Source organism: Phenylobacterium sp. (assembly GCF_030654915.1).
In the GTDB taxonomy this organism is placed as follows: Bacteria; Pseudomonadota; Alphaproteobacteria; order Caulobacterales; family Caulobacteraceae; genus Phenylobacterium.
Genome location: NZ_JAURWM010000292.1, coordinates 1 through 13276, shown reverse-complemented (window position 1 = coordinate 13276; position 13276 = coordinate 1). Strand labels below are relative to the sequence as shown.

Here is a 13276-nt window from a genome sequence, read left to right as displayed (position 1 = left end):
TTCTATCTGCATAGCCGTCTGCTGGAACGCGCCGCGAAGCTGAACGAAGATAACGGTTCGGGCTCGCTGACGGCTCTGCCGATCATCGAAACCCAGGCCAACGACGTGTCGGCCTACATCCCGACCAACGTGATCTCGATCACCGACGGCCAGATCTTCCTGGAAACCGACCTGTTCTTCCAGGGCATCCGCCCGGCCGTGAACGTCGGTATCTCCGTGAGCCGCGTGGGCTCCTCGGCCCAGATCAAGGCGATGAAGCAAGCTTCGGGTCCGATTAAGGGCGAACTCGCCCAGTATCGGGAACTGGCCGCCTTCGCCAAGTTCGGCTCGGACCTCGACGTCACCACCCAGCGCCAGCTGGCGCGCGGTGAGCGCCTGACCGAGCTGCTGAAGCAGCCCCAGTACTCGCCGCTGCTCGTCGAAGAGCAAGTCGCGGTGATCTACGCCGGCACCCGTGGCTACCTCGACACCATCCCGACCGCTCAAGTCGGCCGGTTCGAAACCGAACTCCTGGCCCGGCTGCACTCCAAGCATCAGGACCTCCTGGACACCATCCGCACCCAAAAGGAGCTGAAGGCTGACACGGAGACCAAGCTCAAGGAAGCGCTGGAAGCTTTCGTCAAGAGCTTCGCCTAAGCGCGCGCTGGAGCATTAGGAGATGGCCAGCGTCAAAGAGATGCGCGATCGGATCAAAAGCGTGGAATCCACGCAGAAGATCACGAAAGCGATGCAGATGGTCGCCGCCGCCAAGTTGCGGCGCGCCCAGAGCTCGGCGCAGAACGCCCGGCCATACGCTCAGCGCATGGCCGCGGTGATCGCCAACCTAGCGGCGGGTGTGTCCGGTGACGGCGCGCCTAAGCTGCTGGTCGGCACCGGGCGTGATCAAAAGCACCTGATCGTCGTTGCGACGTCGGATCGCGGCCTGGCGGGCGGTTTCAACACCGCCATCCTGCGCGCGGCTCGCGAACGCATCCGCACCCTGCTCGCCGAGGGCAAGGATGTGAAGATCATCGCGCTCGGCAAGAAGGCTCGCGACCTGTTGCGCCGCCAGTATGGCGACCGCTTCGTGGCGGCCCATGAAGCCGGCGTTCCTTCGCTGGCGACCGCTCAGCCGGTTGCCGACAAGATCAACGAGTTGTTCGACGCCGGCGAGATCGACGTGGTCACCCTCGTCTACAGCCAGTTCCAGTCGGTGGTCACCCAGATCCCGACCGTGCGACAGCTGATCCCAGCCCAGATCGAAAGCGGCGCCGCCACCATCGATCTGAAGGGCGCGGCCTACGAATACGAGCCGGACGAGGAGCAAATCCTCGAAACCCTGCTGCCGCAAAACCTGACGATCCAGGTGATGTCGGCGATGCTCGAGAACCAGGCCGGGTTCTACGCCGCCCAGATGGCGGCGATGGACAACGCCACACGCAACGCGGGCGACATGATCGCCGCCCTGAACCTGCTCAAGAACCGTACACGCCAGGCGCAGATCACCAAGGAGCTGATCGAGATCATCTCCGGCGCCGAAGCGCTCTAAACCGAAAGAGTCTGAACCATGGTTACGACCCCTAAGGCTCCCGCCAAGAAGCCCGCTGCTCCGAAGGCGACCGCTGCGCCGAAGGCTGCCGCCGCGCCGAAGGCTCCGGCTGCCGCCAAGAAGTCCGCCGCGCCGAGCGCCGCCACCGGCCGCATCTCGCAGATCATCGGCGCCGTCGTCGACGTCGTGTTCGAAGGCCAGCTGCCGGCGATCATGAACGCGCTGGAAACCACCAACTTCGACCAGCGGACGGGCGAGCCCTTCCGTCTGGTGCTGGAAGTGGCTCAGCACCTCGGCCAAAACACTGTCCGCACGATCGCGATGGACACCACCGAGGGTCTGACCCGCGGCGCTCCGGTGACCGACACCGGCCGTGCGATCACCGTTCCGGTCGGCCCGGCCACGCTCGGCCGCATCATGAACGTCATCGGCGATCCGATCGACGAAGCTGGCCCGATCGTCACCGACTTCTACGCTCCGATCCACCGCGAGGCCCCGTCCTTCGCCGAGCAATCGACGTCGGCCGAAATCCTCGTGACCGGCATTAAGGTCGTCGACCTGCTCTGCCCCTACACCAAGGGCGGCAAGATCGGCCTGTTCGGCGGCGCCGGCGTCGGCAAGACCGTGACCATGCAGGAACTGATCAACAACATCGCCAAGGCTTACGGTGGCTACTCCGTGCTGGCCGGCGTTGGTGAGCGGACCCGCGAAGGCAACGACCTCTATCACGAGATGATCGAGTCGAACGTGAACCAGGCCGGCGGCGGCGGCGAGAGCCGATGCACCCTGGTCTACGGTCAGATGAACGAGCCTCCCGGCGCCCGCGCCCGCGTGGCCCTGACCGGTCTGGCCCAGGCCGAGTACTTCCGCGACCAAGAGGGCAAGGACGTGCTCCTCTTCATCGACAACATCTTCCGCTTCACCCAAGCCGGCTCCGAAGTGTCGGCTCTGTTGGGCCGTATCCCGTCGGCCGTGGGCTATCAGCCGACGCTCGCCACCGAGATGGGCAACCTGCAAGAGCGCATCACCTCGACGTCGAAGGGCTCGATCACCTCGGTCCAGGCCATCTACGTTCCCGCCGATGACTTGACCGACCCGGCGCCTGCCGCCTCCTTCGCCCACTTGGACGCGACCACCGTGCTTTCGCGCGACATCGCCGCCCAAGCCATCTTCCCGGCCGTTGACCCGCTGGACTCCACCTCGCGGATCATGGACCCGCTGGTGATCGGCGAAGAACACTACGCCGTCGCGCGCCGCGTTCAGGAAACCCTGCAGGCCTATAAGGCCCTGAAGGACATCATCGCCATCCTGGGCATGGACGAGCTGTCGGAAGAGGACAAGCTGACCGTGGCCCGCGCCCGGAAGATCCAGAAGTTCCTCAGCCAGCCCTTCCACGTGGCCGAGCAGTTCACCAACATGCCTGGCGTGTTCGTGAGCCTCGAAGACACCATCCGCTCGTTCAAGGCGGTTGTTGAAGGCGAGTTCGACCACCTGCCGGAAGCGGCCTTCTACAACGTCGGCACCATTGAAGACGCTGTGGCCAAGGCTGAACAACTGGCTTCGGAAGCCTAAGCAGCATGGCCGGGAAGCTTCACTTCTCCCTCGTCTCGCCTGAGCGCGAACTGTTCTCCGGAGCGGTCGACCAGGTCGATGCACCGGGCGCCGAGGGCGACTTCGGCGTCCTGGCCGACCACGCGCCGTTCATGACGACGCTCAAGGAAGGCCGCGTGACGGTGTTCAATGGCGGCGTCACGACGGTCTTCGCGATCGAAGGCGGTTTCGCCGACGTCACGCCTGACGGCCTGACCATCCTCGCCGAAAAGGCGAGCGAGGTCGCGGCCTAGGGATCTATTATCGGCCACGCCCGGCACCTCTCAGGTGTCGGGCGTGTGTCGTTTTAGGCCCAGGTTTGCGGTCTGATCCCAGGGCGTAGACCGGGCATTCGCCTCGGAGCGGTCTTATTGCCTCGCTAGACACTTGCGAGGCACACCCACTTTCGAGTGTTATGCGCGACGACAAGTTTAGGGGAATCCGCCAAATGCGCACCGCCATCGTCAGTCTGATCGCTCTCGCCGGCTTCGCCACGGCGGCCCATGCCCAACCCGTAGCCGAACCGGCCCCCGCCGCCGTTCAGGCGCCTGCGGCCGCGCCGGCGCCGGCCGCGCCCGCCGCGGACGAAAAGTCCTACGTGATGCCGACGACCGGCGCCGAAGGCCAGATCATCGACGTCCTCAATCGCGTCTGTAAGCCGCTCGTGAAGGGTGGCAACTTCGATCAGCTCGCCGGCGGCCTGGGCTACAAGAAGAACAAGCGCGAAGGCACCTATGTCGGCACCCTGGTCGACAAGCCCTACACCCTGACCATCTGGCCGCAGGGGTCCAACAAGGACGTCTGCCGCCTGACGCTGAAATACGGCATCGATCAGGAAAAGCCGATCATCGTCGGCCTGAACATCTTCTCGTTCCTGCACAAGCCGGAGCTGCTGCAGCAGCGCAACGACTTCGTGCCGGCCACCGACTTCAAGCGCATCACCAATTCGTGGGAATACTTCACCGATCACGAGTCGATCGGACTGGTGTTCCTGCAGTTGAAGAAGCCGGACGGCTCGCCGGTCGGCAAGGCTTGGGACGAAGCCGAAGTGCTCTATTCGGAACGCAGCTTCTAAAGCCAGGTTTGGCGCCGCCCTCAAGGCGGCCTACCTAGAACAAGGCGCGGGGGACGACCCCCGCGCCTTTGCCTATTCCCCCGGGGACGACCCCAACCGCTAGGAGCGCGAGCCGTGGCTTGGGTCATCCTGTTCATCGCGGGCCTATGCGAGATCGGCTGGGCCGTCGGGCTCAAATACACCGATGGCTTCACCCGGCTTTGGCCGACGGTGTTCACCGGCGTCAGCCTGGTGATCTCGATGGCGTTGCTCGGAATCGCCGTGAAGTCCCTGCCGCTCGGCACCGCCTATGCGGTCTGGACCGGTATCGGCGCGGTCGGAACCGTCATCCTTGGGATCTTCCTGTTCAAGGAACCTGCGACTGTCGTGCGGCTGGTCTGCGTCGGGCTGATCGTCGCCGGCATCCTCGGACTCAAGTTCTTTTCGGCCCCGGAGTAGCGGCCTGGCCGCTCAACATGAGCGACGATCCGCGCATCGGCAGTGGGAGTCCGAGCAGACGGCGCTGAGACGAAGTCGTGCCCATTCCTCTCCCTCGGGAGAGGCTAGGTGAGGGGGCGGTGCGCAGCGGCACCCTGCTCTGCTGGCGACGGGTCATTATGGCGTTGAGCCCCAAGACCCCTCACCCGACCTCTCCCCGGCGGGGAGAGGAGATTTGATGCTAAGCTGGAGCCTGTTGCTCGGCGAGCCATTCCAGGGTGGCGGCGGCGACGTCTTCCCAACCGGGCTCGCCGAGCAGCCAGTGGCTCATGCCGGGCATTTCGCGATAGGTCGCGCCGAGCCGGGTGGCGGTCTGACGGACGGTCGAGGGCGGGTGGACGACATCGCGCTGGCCGGCCATCACCAGGCAGGGCGCGTCCAGCGGCCCGACCCCGATGCTGGTGGTCATGAACGGGTCCAGCCACCAGTTCAGCGCCTCCCATAGGGCGCGGCCGCTTTCCGGCCTTAGCCGCGCGACGGCGGCCTCCTGGGCGGGCTTCGACATGCGATCGAGGCTGTAGTGGCGCATCAGGCTGGCGTCAGGGGCTACGCCCTGCGCCCAGAAGGGGCCGAGCATGTGCAGGCCGAACGCGGTGACCGCCTCCTCCATGGACGAGGAGGCCACGCCCCAGGGCGCGGAGGGGGCCAGCAGCACCACGGCTCGGAGCTGGGTCTTGCGGGCCGCCAGGGCCGCCACCAGGCCGCCCAGCGAGTGTCCCATCAGGATCGCGGGCTGGCTTTGCGCGGCGCAGAGCTCGGCGATGTCGCGAGCGTAGTCGGTCATCGACACCCCGACCACGGCGTCGGCGCGGTCGCCCAGTCCATGGCCGCGCAGGTCGGGCGCCAGCACGGTATGGCCGGCAGCCTCGAACGGCTTGCGGAAGTCCTCGAAGGCCCAGCCGCCGCAAAAGGCGCCGTGCGTCATGACGATCGGCGCGAGCATGGGTTCCTCGATGTCAGTTTGCGGGGCGGTCGGCGGCGTCAGGCCGCGCGGCCGCGCAGGCCCGCGAAGTCGTGGAAGGCGGCGACAACCTTCTCATAGATCGCCTTCTTGAACGGCACCACCAGATCGGGCGCCTCGTCCAGGCGGCCCCAGCGCCAGGCGTCGAACTCGGGATGGCCTTGGCCGGAGAGGTCGAATTCACTCTCGTCGCCGTCGAAGCGAAGGGCGAACCAGACTTGGCGCTGGCCCTTCCAGCCCTTGGCGATCTTCGAACCGTTGTGGCCAGGCGGGAAGTCATAGGCCAGCCAGCCGTCGGTGCGGCCGAGCAGGGTGGTGGTCTTCACCCCGGTCTCTTCGGCGAGCTCGCGGCAGGCGGCCAGATAGAGGTCTTCGCCGCTATCGACCCCGCCTTGCGGGAACTGCCAGTTGTGAGGGCCGGTCGTACCGAACCGCCGTCCCAGCCATACGCGGCCATCGGGGTGGAACAGCACCACTCCAACATTCGGACGATAGGCGGTGAGGTCGGTCATCTCATTCCATTTAACGACGCTGGGTCAAAGCGGAAGCCGGAGCCAGCTGATAACCCCTAGATTCTACCGATTCAGCCCACTTAGCGACCTGCGATAGCGTCACAGGGTAGGCAAAACCCGATCCCAGGGCCTGACCATGCTGCAGGGCCCCAGCCTCGATCGCCAGCAGTTGCTGGTCGATGGCCTGATCGGAGAGTTGCTCGTCGATGATCCGCAGGGCCGAGGCCCGCGGCACTCCGCCGCCGCGCCGCGCGGCCTGGCCGTCGTCGACGAAGGCCAGTCCCCGACCGCGCAGGCCGCCGGCGAAGGCGTTCATGCCGGTGTCGGAGGTCAGGAACCGCGATCCCAGATAATTGGTCACGCCGAAATAGCCGGTGGCGCGCGACAGCACCCATTCCAGCTTCTTGACCGTCTCGGGACCCGGAGCGTTCGCCATCAGGGTGTAGGGACCCGGATCGTTTTCCGGATAGTCGTTGGGCTCCATCGGCGTTTCCAGCAGCACTTCGTGGCCGGCGGCGCGGGCCAGATCGATCCAGCCTTGCAGGCCGTCCGAATAGGGCACGAAGGACAGCGTGATCTCCGGGGGCAGGGTGTCGATAGCCTGGCGGGTGGCGCTGGCGTTAAGGCCCAGGCCGCCGATGACCAGGGCCACTTTCGGCCGGCCGTTGGAGACGAACGGGCGGGCATAGGCCTCGGCCGGGGTCTTGCCGTTGGCGGCGATGATCGGTAGCGGGCCGCTGGGCCCCTGGACGTGGAAGCCGGCCAGCGGCGCGGGCGCCAGGGGATCGGCGGCGTGGAAGGCCTGGCCGCCGGCCATGGTGATGGTCGCCTGGCCGATGGCGTCTCCAGCGCCGATCGGCGTCTCCGACAGACGGAAGATATCCTCGGTCACGGCCGGATTGGTCGATCCGTTGGCCAGGGCTTCGCGCCAGCCTTCGGGGGCGGCGTCCGCGCTGATCTTGGCCAGGGACAGCCGCACCACGGGAGAGCTGGCGGCCGGATCGCCGATCAGGGCGATCACGATCAGCAACGTGACCACGAACAGCCCCGCCGCGGCGCCGGCGCCGGCATAGGGGTTCGACAGCACGCGCATCAACGCCTCAGGGGCTCGGAAGCCGGAGCTCGGCGCGGCGATGGCGGGAGACAGATTTTTTTTGGAAAACATTGATGATCACGGAACGTTCCAGCACTGGAGCGTCCGCGAATATGGTTAACAAACGACTTATACAGAGAACGTCGGCGTCTATTCCCAACAGGCGTGGGGCCTGGAAGGATTAGACGCCGAGAGTCGTTTATTTTTTCTCACTAGGCTTTCCGCCGGCCGACACCGCGGCTGCCGCGGCCGCACCCTTCGGTGCGACGACGGCGGCCATTTTCGGCGCGGGCTTGGGCAGTTTCGGGGTCGCGGCGACCGATCCGTAGCGCAGCACGTCCTCGGCCCGCGAGAGCTGGAAGTCTTTCTTGGCGTCGAAGCTTTCCGGCGGCGCTTCGGCGGGCACGTGGGCGCCGCGACGGGCCTTGCCGTCTTCGGCGTTCAGCGCGTTACGGAACGAGGCTTCCGAGAACTGGAAGGCCTTGTTGGCGATCCGCTGGGCCTGCTCGGCGGTTTCGGCGACCTCAAGGTCCGGCTCGATGCCGGTCTTCTGGATCGAGCGTCCCGAGGGGGTGTAGTAGCGGGCCGTGGTCAGCTTCAATGCGCCGTCCATGCCGCCGCGCAGCGGAATCACGGTCTGCACCGAGCCCTTGCCGAATGTGGTCAGACCGACGACCTCGGCGCGCTTGCGGTCCTGCAGGGCGCCGGCGACGATCTCGGCGGCCGAGGCCGAACCGGAATTGACCAGCACGACCATCGGCAGACCGGCGGCGTCATCGCCCGGCTTGGCGTTGTAGCGTTCGATGTCGCGCGGATCGCGGCCGCGCTGGGAAACGACCTCGCCGCCTTCCAGGAACATGTCGGAAATGCCGACCGCCTGATCGAGCAGGCCGCCGGGGTTGTTCCGCAGGTCGAGGATCAGCCCCTTCATCTTCGGGTTCTTGGCGCGCAGGTCGGCCAGGGCCGTCTGGGCCTCTTCCGTGGTCTTCTCGTTGAAGGCCGAGACGCGCAGGTAGCCGTAGTCGCCCTGCATCTTGGCGCTGGCGGACTTGGTCTTGATGATCTCGCGGACGATCTTCACGTCGAAGGGATCGGTCTTCTCGCGCGCGATGGTCAGGGTGACCGCCTCGCCGGGCTTGCCGCGCATCTGCTTGACCGCTTCGCTGACCGACAGGCCAAGCACGCTCTCGCCGTTCACCGCGGTGATGAAGTCGCCGGCCTTCACGCCGGCCTTGAAGGCCGGGGTGTCGTCCATGGGCGAAATCACCTTGACCACGCCCTCTTCGCTGGTGACCTCAAGGCCCAGCCCGCCGTATTCACCGCGCGTCTGATCGCGCATGTCGTCGAAGCTGTCTGGGTTCAGATAGCCGGAATGCGGGTCGAGCGAGGTCAGCATGCCGTCGATGGCCGCTTCGATCAGTTTTTTGTCATCGACCTCGGTGACGTACTGGCGTTCGACCGTGTCGAGCACGTCGCCGAACAGTTCCAGCATCTTGTAGGTCTTCGCCTTGGGCTGAGCGGAGGCGTAGGCCTGCTGGCTCACATAGGCCATGGAACCAGCGCCGAGCACAAAGGCCGTCGCTCCGATCAGAAGATACTTTCGCATATCAGGCCCTTAAGCCTCCCTTGCGGCGGAACTGCGCCGCACAGCGTTCGAAATTCCACGTTCCACACCAATTCCGGCGGAATTGGTTCGCATTTATTCCGTCTTGTTTCCCAGCCACTTGGCCGGGTCGACGGGGACGCCGCGTTCGCGGACTTCTAGATAGAGTTCAGATGGGGACTGTCGTCCATCCGTCATCCACCCGACAGGCGATCCGGCCGCGACCGATTGTCCGATACCGACGGTCGCTCGATCGAGGCCAGCCAGAACCAGATGGTAGCCACCGGGCAGACGCAAAATCAATATGACCCCCCAGCCCTTAACAGGGCCGACATATTGGACGAGCCCCGCCTCCGGCGCGGCGACTTCGGCGCCCTTCGGGGCCGCGATGATGATCCCGGTGGATTCTCCGCCCCCGGTCAGAGTCTCGCCAAAGCCGTGGGTGATCGGCCCCTTGGCGGGGAGCAGCAAGGTCGCGGGCGGGGTGATTGGGCCAAATTCCAACGGCGCGGCGCCGGGCGGGGTCGCTTCCAGGCGCTCGCGGTGCTCGGCCAGTTGGGAGTCGTTGGTGAACAGGGCTTCGCTGGCGACGGCGGCCAGGCGGCGCTGACGGGCGATCTCGACGGCTTCGCTGGCGTAGATCTTGGCCCGGCGCTGGAGTTCGGGGGTGACGGCCTTGACCAGGATGGCCGCGCGGACGGCCTGTGTGGCGTCCTGAGGGCTGACGAGTAGGGCGGGCGGAGGATCGCGCCGGAATTGCGCCAGGGCCGTCAGCAGCCGCGCCATGCGGTTCAGGTTGCGGCCCTGCTCGGCGTTCAGCACCGTTTCGCGGACGTTGAGCCGCTCCAGCTGCAGCCGGTCGTCGGCCGCCGCATAGGCCATCGCGGCCGCGCCCAGACTGAGGGCGAGCGCGCAGGTCACCGGAAGGGCCAAGCCGCGGCGGAGCATCATCGTTCTGGGATAGACCTTGAGGCCATCGCCCTCAATCGCGGTGATAGGGGCTGCCGGCCAAGATGGTGACGGCGCGATAGACCTGCTCGGCAAGCATGGCGCGGGCCATGGCGTGTGGCCAGGTCTGGGGTCCGAACGCGAGCTTGCCCTTGGCCTGGGAGAGCACGGACGGGTCTAGTCCGTCGGCTCCTCCGATCACGAACACCATCTTGCGCACCCCGTCGTCGCGCAGGCGCGCGATCTCGGCGGCGAAGGCGCGTGAAGCCCTCGCCGTTCCATGTTCGTCGCAGGCGATGACATAGGCGCCTTCGAGGTGCGGACGCAGCACCTCGGCCTCCGGGGCCTTGCCCGGCTTCTTCGACTCGACCTCGATGACCTCGACCGGGCCAAGGCCCAGCGAGCGGCCAGCAGCGGTCGCGCGATCCACGTAAAGTTTGACGAGATCGACCTCGGGCGAGCGTGGCAGCCGCCCGACGGCCAGAATGGCTATCTTCAGGAGGCCTGCGTCCGGTGCGGCGCGTCGACCGACCAGATCTTCTCGATGTTGTAGAACTGGCGCACTTCGGGGCGGAACAGATGGATGATGATGTCACCCGTATCGATCAGCACCCAGTCACAGTGCGGCAGACCTTCAACGCGGGCCTTGCCGTATCCGGCTTCCTTGAGGGCGCGCAGCAGGTGATCAGCCAGGGCGCCGACGTGACGATGCGAGCGGCCCGACGCGACGATAAGTCCGTCAGCTACGGCGCTCTTGCCTTTCAGGTCGATGAAAACGACATCCTGGGCCTTGTCGTCGTCGAGACGCGCCAGGATGAGATCTCCGAGGGCGACGATCTTCGCCTCGGTTTCGGGAGAGGCCGCTTTAAACGGGGCTTCTTCGTGCGCACTAGGCGCGGGGTCAGGGCTCAGCGGGGTCGCTCCTTTGTTGCCTCGCTAGAGGAGACATAGCATAGGAAGACGCTTCGGTCAGCCCAACTCGCAAAGTCCTCAAATAGGCGGCTAAGCCCCACCTTGTCGCATACGCTCGCGCAATGCGCTAGAGGATTGAAAATTAAGCGGTCCGGGCAGGAAAACCCCACGCGGCGGGTCCGCGGCGGGGAGCAGTCTGGCCTGGTGTGACGGCACGCGAGCATGGGCGAACCGGCGCGCCGCCGGCGAGTACCGGCTCTTCTGCGAGATCCACGGACGCGAGACGACGGCCACCGGCGCCTCGGCCATGATCTGGGTCCAGCCGCGCCAGCGGTGGAAGGTCGCCAGGCTGTCGGCGCCCATGATCCAGACGAAATGAACGCCCGGGAACCGCGCCTTCAGCGCCCGCAGGGTGTCGATGGTGTACTGAGAGCCAAAGCGGGTCTCGGCGTCGCTGACGATCATGCTGCGGCCGCTGATCACGCGGCGGACACCCTCCATGCGCACGGCCAGGCTGGCGGTCTCGCGGGACGATTTCAGCGGATTCTGCGGTGAGACCAGCCAGATCACCCGGTCTAGGCCCAGACGCCGGCGCGCGGTCTCGGCGACGTGAGCGTGACCCTCATGGGCCGGGTTGAACGAGCCGCCATAGAGGCCCACGCGCATGCCCGGCCGCAAATCGAAGCCGAGTTGCAGGGCCGCCGGACGGCCCGCCATGGGTCGGCGCCTAGCCGCGCCGGCGAACCACACAGGGTCCTCGCGGGCTCAAAGCGGCTTGGCCGTGCCGGGGTTGCGGTCGAGATCGAGATCGGTCTGAGCCGCCTTGGCGCGCACCGTGAAGACCCCGTCGCCGGACAGGACGCCGGCGCGTGCGAACAGCCGGCCATGCTCCCAGTTGGAAAGGCCTAGCTCGGGGCGGTTCAGGGCGAACTGGCCGTCCACCCAGCGGGTGAAGCCGTCGCCGACGAAAGGCGCGTTGATCGCCGCGTAAAACGCCTCGTGCGCCGCCGGGTCTTCGGCGATCAGGCTGGCGGCGAACTGCGGGCTGTATTGGTTGAAGAGAGCCACGGCCGCGGCGGCTGTGTCGACCAACACCAAGGTGAGCTCCGGCGTCTCTTCCCACTCCCATTCGTGGCCGAGCTGAGATTGCGCCAGCAGCTCGACCTGCGGTTCCTCGACGGGACCCTCGGCGCGGCCGACCGTGACGCGCGCGGCGCGCCAGGCAGGGGGCAGGACGGCTTCGGAGCCCTCGACGACGTGCAGCTTAACGCCGCTGCGGCGCTCGCCGGCGGCGGTCAGGGCCGCCAGGAAGGCGGGAACCAGGTCGTCGGCGCGCTGGCGGACGATGGCGCAGACGTTGAGCGTGTTGCAGACCTTGCGATCCAGCGAGTGATAGACGGCGGCCTTGAAGCGCTCGGCGTCGGCGCTGGCGTCGGCCACCATCCAGGCGCCGCCGGCGCCATGCAGGCTGACCGGCGCGCCGGCCTGGCGGGCGATGGCGCCGAGCTGGGCGACGGCCGGGCCAGAGCCTCGGGCCACGGCCAGGGCCAGGCGCGGATCGGAGAACATGGCCCAGCCGGCCGCGTGCTCTGGACTATCGACCAGGGCGGCTGAGCCCTCGGGCAGGCCGGCGGCCTTGAGGGCGGGATCGAGAGCGTGGTCGACGATGGCGCGGGCGGTGCCGAGCGCGTCCGAGCCGATGCGGAACACCACGGTGTTGCCGGTCCGCAGCACGCCGGTGGCGTCGGCGAAGACATTGGGGCGGCCCTCGAAGATGAAGCCCACCACGCCCAGCGGGGCGGCGACTTGCTCAACGCTCCATCCCGCATGATCGACGCGCTCGATCACTCGGCCGCGGGCGGCGGGGGCGTCGCGCCAGACCTGTAGGCCGGCGATCATGTCGGCGCGCATGGCGTCATTGACGCTCAGCCGGGTGGTGGAGCGGCCGCGGGCCTGGGCGCGGGTGACGTCCTGCGCATTGGCCTGGGCGATCGCGCCCCAGACCGCATCGTTCGCCAAGTTGGCGGCGAAGGCCTGAAAGAATTGGGTGATGGCGGCGTCGGAGACCTTGGCCAGGCCGTCGAAGGCGGCGTGGGCGCGGCCGACCGCGCCGGCGGCTATGGCCTGGACCGAGGCTGGGATGTGCAGCAGGTCGCCGGTTTCCTGCACGACCACCAGGCGGTCGCCGGACTTGAAGGCGGAGGCCAGGGCGTCGGACACCACCGCGACGCGGTCGCCGCCGAACGGGATCGGCATGCCGGCGACAAGCGTCTCCAGCCGCGCCGTCCGGGCGCCCGCCTCAACCTTCGTTCTCGCCGTCACGTCGTCCATTGCGCCCTAATGCTCAGTTTGAGGTTTAGTAAGCCCCTTCGGGCTCGCCCGCAAATCGCCGATCAGGCCGGGGCCGCCACCGGGCTCAGGGCAAGGTCGTCGGCGTGGATCAGCGGGCCGGAGGTGAAGCCCAGAACGGCCTCGATGGCGTCGGACTTCAAGCCGCGAATGCGTTCGGCGTCGCTCGAATCGTACCGGGCGATGCCGCGGCCGATCTCGCGGCCGGCCTCGTCGGCGACCACGACG

General features: G+C 66.9%; 15 protein-coding genes and 1 pseudogene. 6 read left to right on the top strand and 10 right to left on the bottom strand.

Annotation, left to right across the window (positions count from 1 at the left end):
- The 6 genes and pseudogenes from Q7T84_RS15480 to sugE all read left to right on the top strand — a co-directional run.
- Window positions 1-636, top strand: a pseudogene (locus Q7T84_RS15480) (F0F1 ATP synthase subunit alpha); the annotation flags it as partial.
- Window positions 637-658: 22 nt separating this feature from the next.
- Entirely contained in the window at window positions 659-1528 is an 870-nt protein-coding gene (locus tag Q7T84_RS15475; protein ID WP_304810571.1) for a F0F1 ATP synthase subunit gamma, read from the top strand.
- Window positions 1529-1546: 18 nt separating this feature from the next.
- Complete coding sequence (gene atpD / locus Q7T84_RS15470; protein WP_304810569.1) at window positions 1547-3100, top strand: F0F1 ATP synthase subunit beta; 1554 nt, start codon at window positions 1547-1549, stop codon at window positions 3098-3100.
- 5 nt (window positions 3101-3105) lie between these two features.
- Window positions 3106-3372 (top strand): ATP synthase F1 subunit epsilon, encoded by a 267-nt coding sequence (locus tag Q7T84_RS15465; RefSeq protein WP_304810566.1) that lies wholly within the window; start codon window positions 3106-3108, stop codon window positions 3370-3372.
- Window positions 3373-3566: 194 nt separating this feature from the next.
- A complete protein-coding gene (locus Q7T84_RS15460) occupies window positions 3567-4193 on the top strand; it encodes a hypothetical protein (RefSeq protein ID WP_304810564.1) in 627 nt (208 codons plus the stop codon).
- A 114-nt stretch (window positions 4194-4307) separates the two neighbouring features.
- Window positions 4308-4631: a quaternary ammonium compound efflux SMR transporter SugE gene (sugE, locus tag Q7T84_RS15455; RefSeq protein WP_304810559.1), complete on the top strand. Its 324-nt coding sequence runs from the start codon at window positions 4308-4310 to the stop codon at window positions 4629-4631.
- Between the two features lie 220 nt (window positions 4632-4851).
- Here the strand turns inward: sugE and Q7T84_RS15450 are convergent, their stop codons facing one another.
- The 10 genes from Q7T84_RS15450 to Q7T84_RS15405 all read right to left on the bottom strand — a co-directional run.
- Window positions 4852-5613 (bottom strand): alpha/beta fold hydrolase, encoded by a 762-nt coding sequence (locus tag Q7T84_RS15450; RefSeq protein ID WP_304810557.1) that lies wholly within the window; start codon window positions 5611-5613, stop codon window positions 4852-4854.
- Between the two features lie 38 nt (window positions 5614-5651).
- Complete coding sequence (locus tag Q7T84_RS15445; RefSeq protein ID WP_304810555.1) at window positions 5652-6143, bottom strand: RNA pyrophosphohydrolase; 492 nt, start codon at window positions 6141-6143, stop codon at window positions 5652-5654.
- 10 nt (window positions 6144-6153) lie between these two features.
- On the bottom strand, window positions 6154-7308 hold the full coding sequence (locus Q7T84_RS15440; protein ID WP_304810553.1) for a divergent polysaccharide deacetylase family protein: 1155 nt from the start codon (window positions 7306-7308) through the stop codon (window positions 6154-6156).
- A 127-nt stretch (window positions 7309-7435) separates the two neighbouring features.
- Complete coding sequence (locus tag Q7T84_RS15435) at window positions 7436-8842, bottom strand: S41 family peptidase (protein WP_304810552.1); 1407 nt, start codon at window positions 8840-8842, stop codon at window positions 7436-7438.
- 93 nt (window positions 8843-8935) lie between these two features.
- Window positions 8936-9790, bottom strand: coding sequence for a murein hydrolase activator EnvC (locus Q7T84_RS15430; RefSeq protein WP_304810550.1), 855 nt, complete (start codon window positions 9788-9790; stop codon window positions 8936-8938).
- A gap of 31 nt (window positions 9791-9821) precedes the next feature.
- A complete protein-coding gene (rlmH, locus tag Q7T84_RS15425) occupies window positions 9822-10286 on the bottom strand; it encodes a 23S rRNA (pseudouridine(1915)-N(3))-methyltransferase RlmH (protein WP_304810575.1) in 465 nt (154 codons plus the stop codon).
- Window positions 10283-10699 carry a ribosome silencing factor gene (rsfS, locus tag Q7T84_RS15420; RefSeq protein WP_304810573.1) on the bottom strand — a complete coding sequence of 139 codons (417 nt, stop codon included), beginning with the start codon at window positions 10697-10699 and terminating at the stop codon, window positions 10283-10285. Before rsfS ends, rlmH begins: the two co-directional genes overlap by 4 nt.
- Before the next feature lie 90 nt (window positions 10700-10789).
- Window positions 10790-11416, bottom strand: coding sequence for a nicotinate-nucleotide adenylyltransferase (locus Q7T84_RS15415; RefSeq protein WP_370653672.1), 627 nt, complete (start codon window positions 11414-11416; stop codon window positions 10790-10792).
- Window positions 11417-11464: 48 nt separating this feature from the next.
- Window positions 11465-13021, bottom strand: a complete 1557-nt coding sequence (locus Q7T84_RS15410) for an aldehyde dehydrogenase family protein (protein ID WP_304810546.1) — start codon at window positions 13019-13021, stop codon at window positions 11465-11467.
- A gap of 71 nt (window positions 13022-13092) precedes the next feature.
- The coding region (locus tag Q7T84_RS15405; RefSeq protein ID WP_370653671.1) for a PUA domain-containing protein at window positions 13093-13276 on the bottom strand (184 nt) is incomplete at its 5' end.

Coding starts and splice junctions, on each gene's coding strand:
- Q7T84_RS15415 (WP_370653672.1), bottom strand. CDS start 11,416: ATGGCGGGCCGTCCGGCGGCCCTGCAACTCGGCTTCGATTTGCGGCCG.
- Q7T84_RS15440 (WP_304810553.1), bottom strand. CDS start 7,308: ATGTTTTCCAAAAAAAATCTGTCTCCCGCCATCGCCGCGCCGAGCTCC.
- Q7T84_RS15430 (WP_304810550.1), bottom strand. CDS start 9,790: ATGATGCTCCGCCGCGGCTTGGCCCTTCCGGTGACCTGCGCGCTCGCC.
- Q7T84_RS15460 (WP_304810564.1), top strand. CDS start 3,567: ATGCGCACCGCCATCGTCAGTCTGATCGCTCTCGCCGGCTTCGCCACG.
- Q7T84_RS15475 (WP_304810571.1), top strand. CDS start 659: ATGGCCAGCGTCAAAGAGATGCGCGATCGGATCAAAAGCGTGGAATCC.
- atpD (WP_304810569.1), top strand. CDS start 1,547: ATGGTTACGACCCCTAAGGCTCCCGCCAAGAAGCCCGCTGCTCCGAAG.
- Q7T84_RS15435 (WP_304810552.1), bottom strand. CDS start 8,842: ATGCGAAAGTATCTTCTGATCGGAGCGACGGCCTTTGTGCTCGGCGCT.
- Q7T84_RS15445 (WP_304810555.1), bottom strand. CDS start 6,143: ATGACCGACCTCACCGCCTATCGTCCGAATGTTGGAGTGGTGCTGTTC.
- Q7T84_RS15450 (WP_304810557.1), bottom strand. CDS start 5,613: ATGCTCGCGCCGATCGTCATGACGCACGGCGCCTTTTGCGGCGGCTGG.
- Q7T84_RS15465 (WP_304810566.1), top strand. CDS start 3,106: ATGGCCGGGAAGCTTCACTTCTCCCTCGTCTCGCCTGAGCGCGAACTG.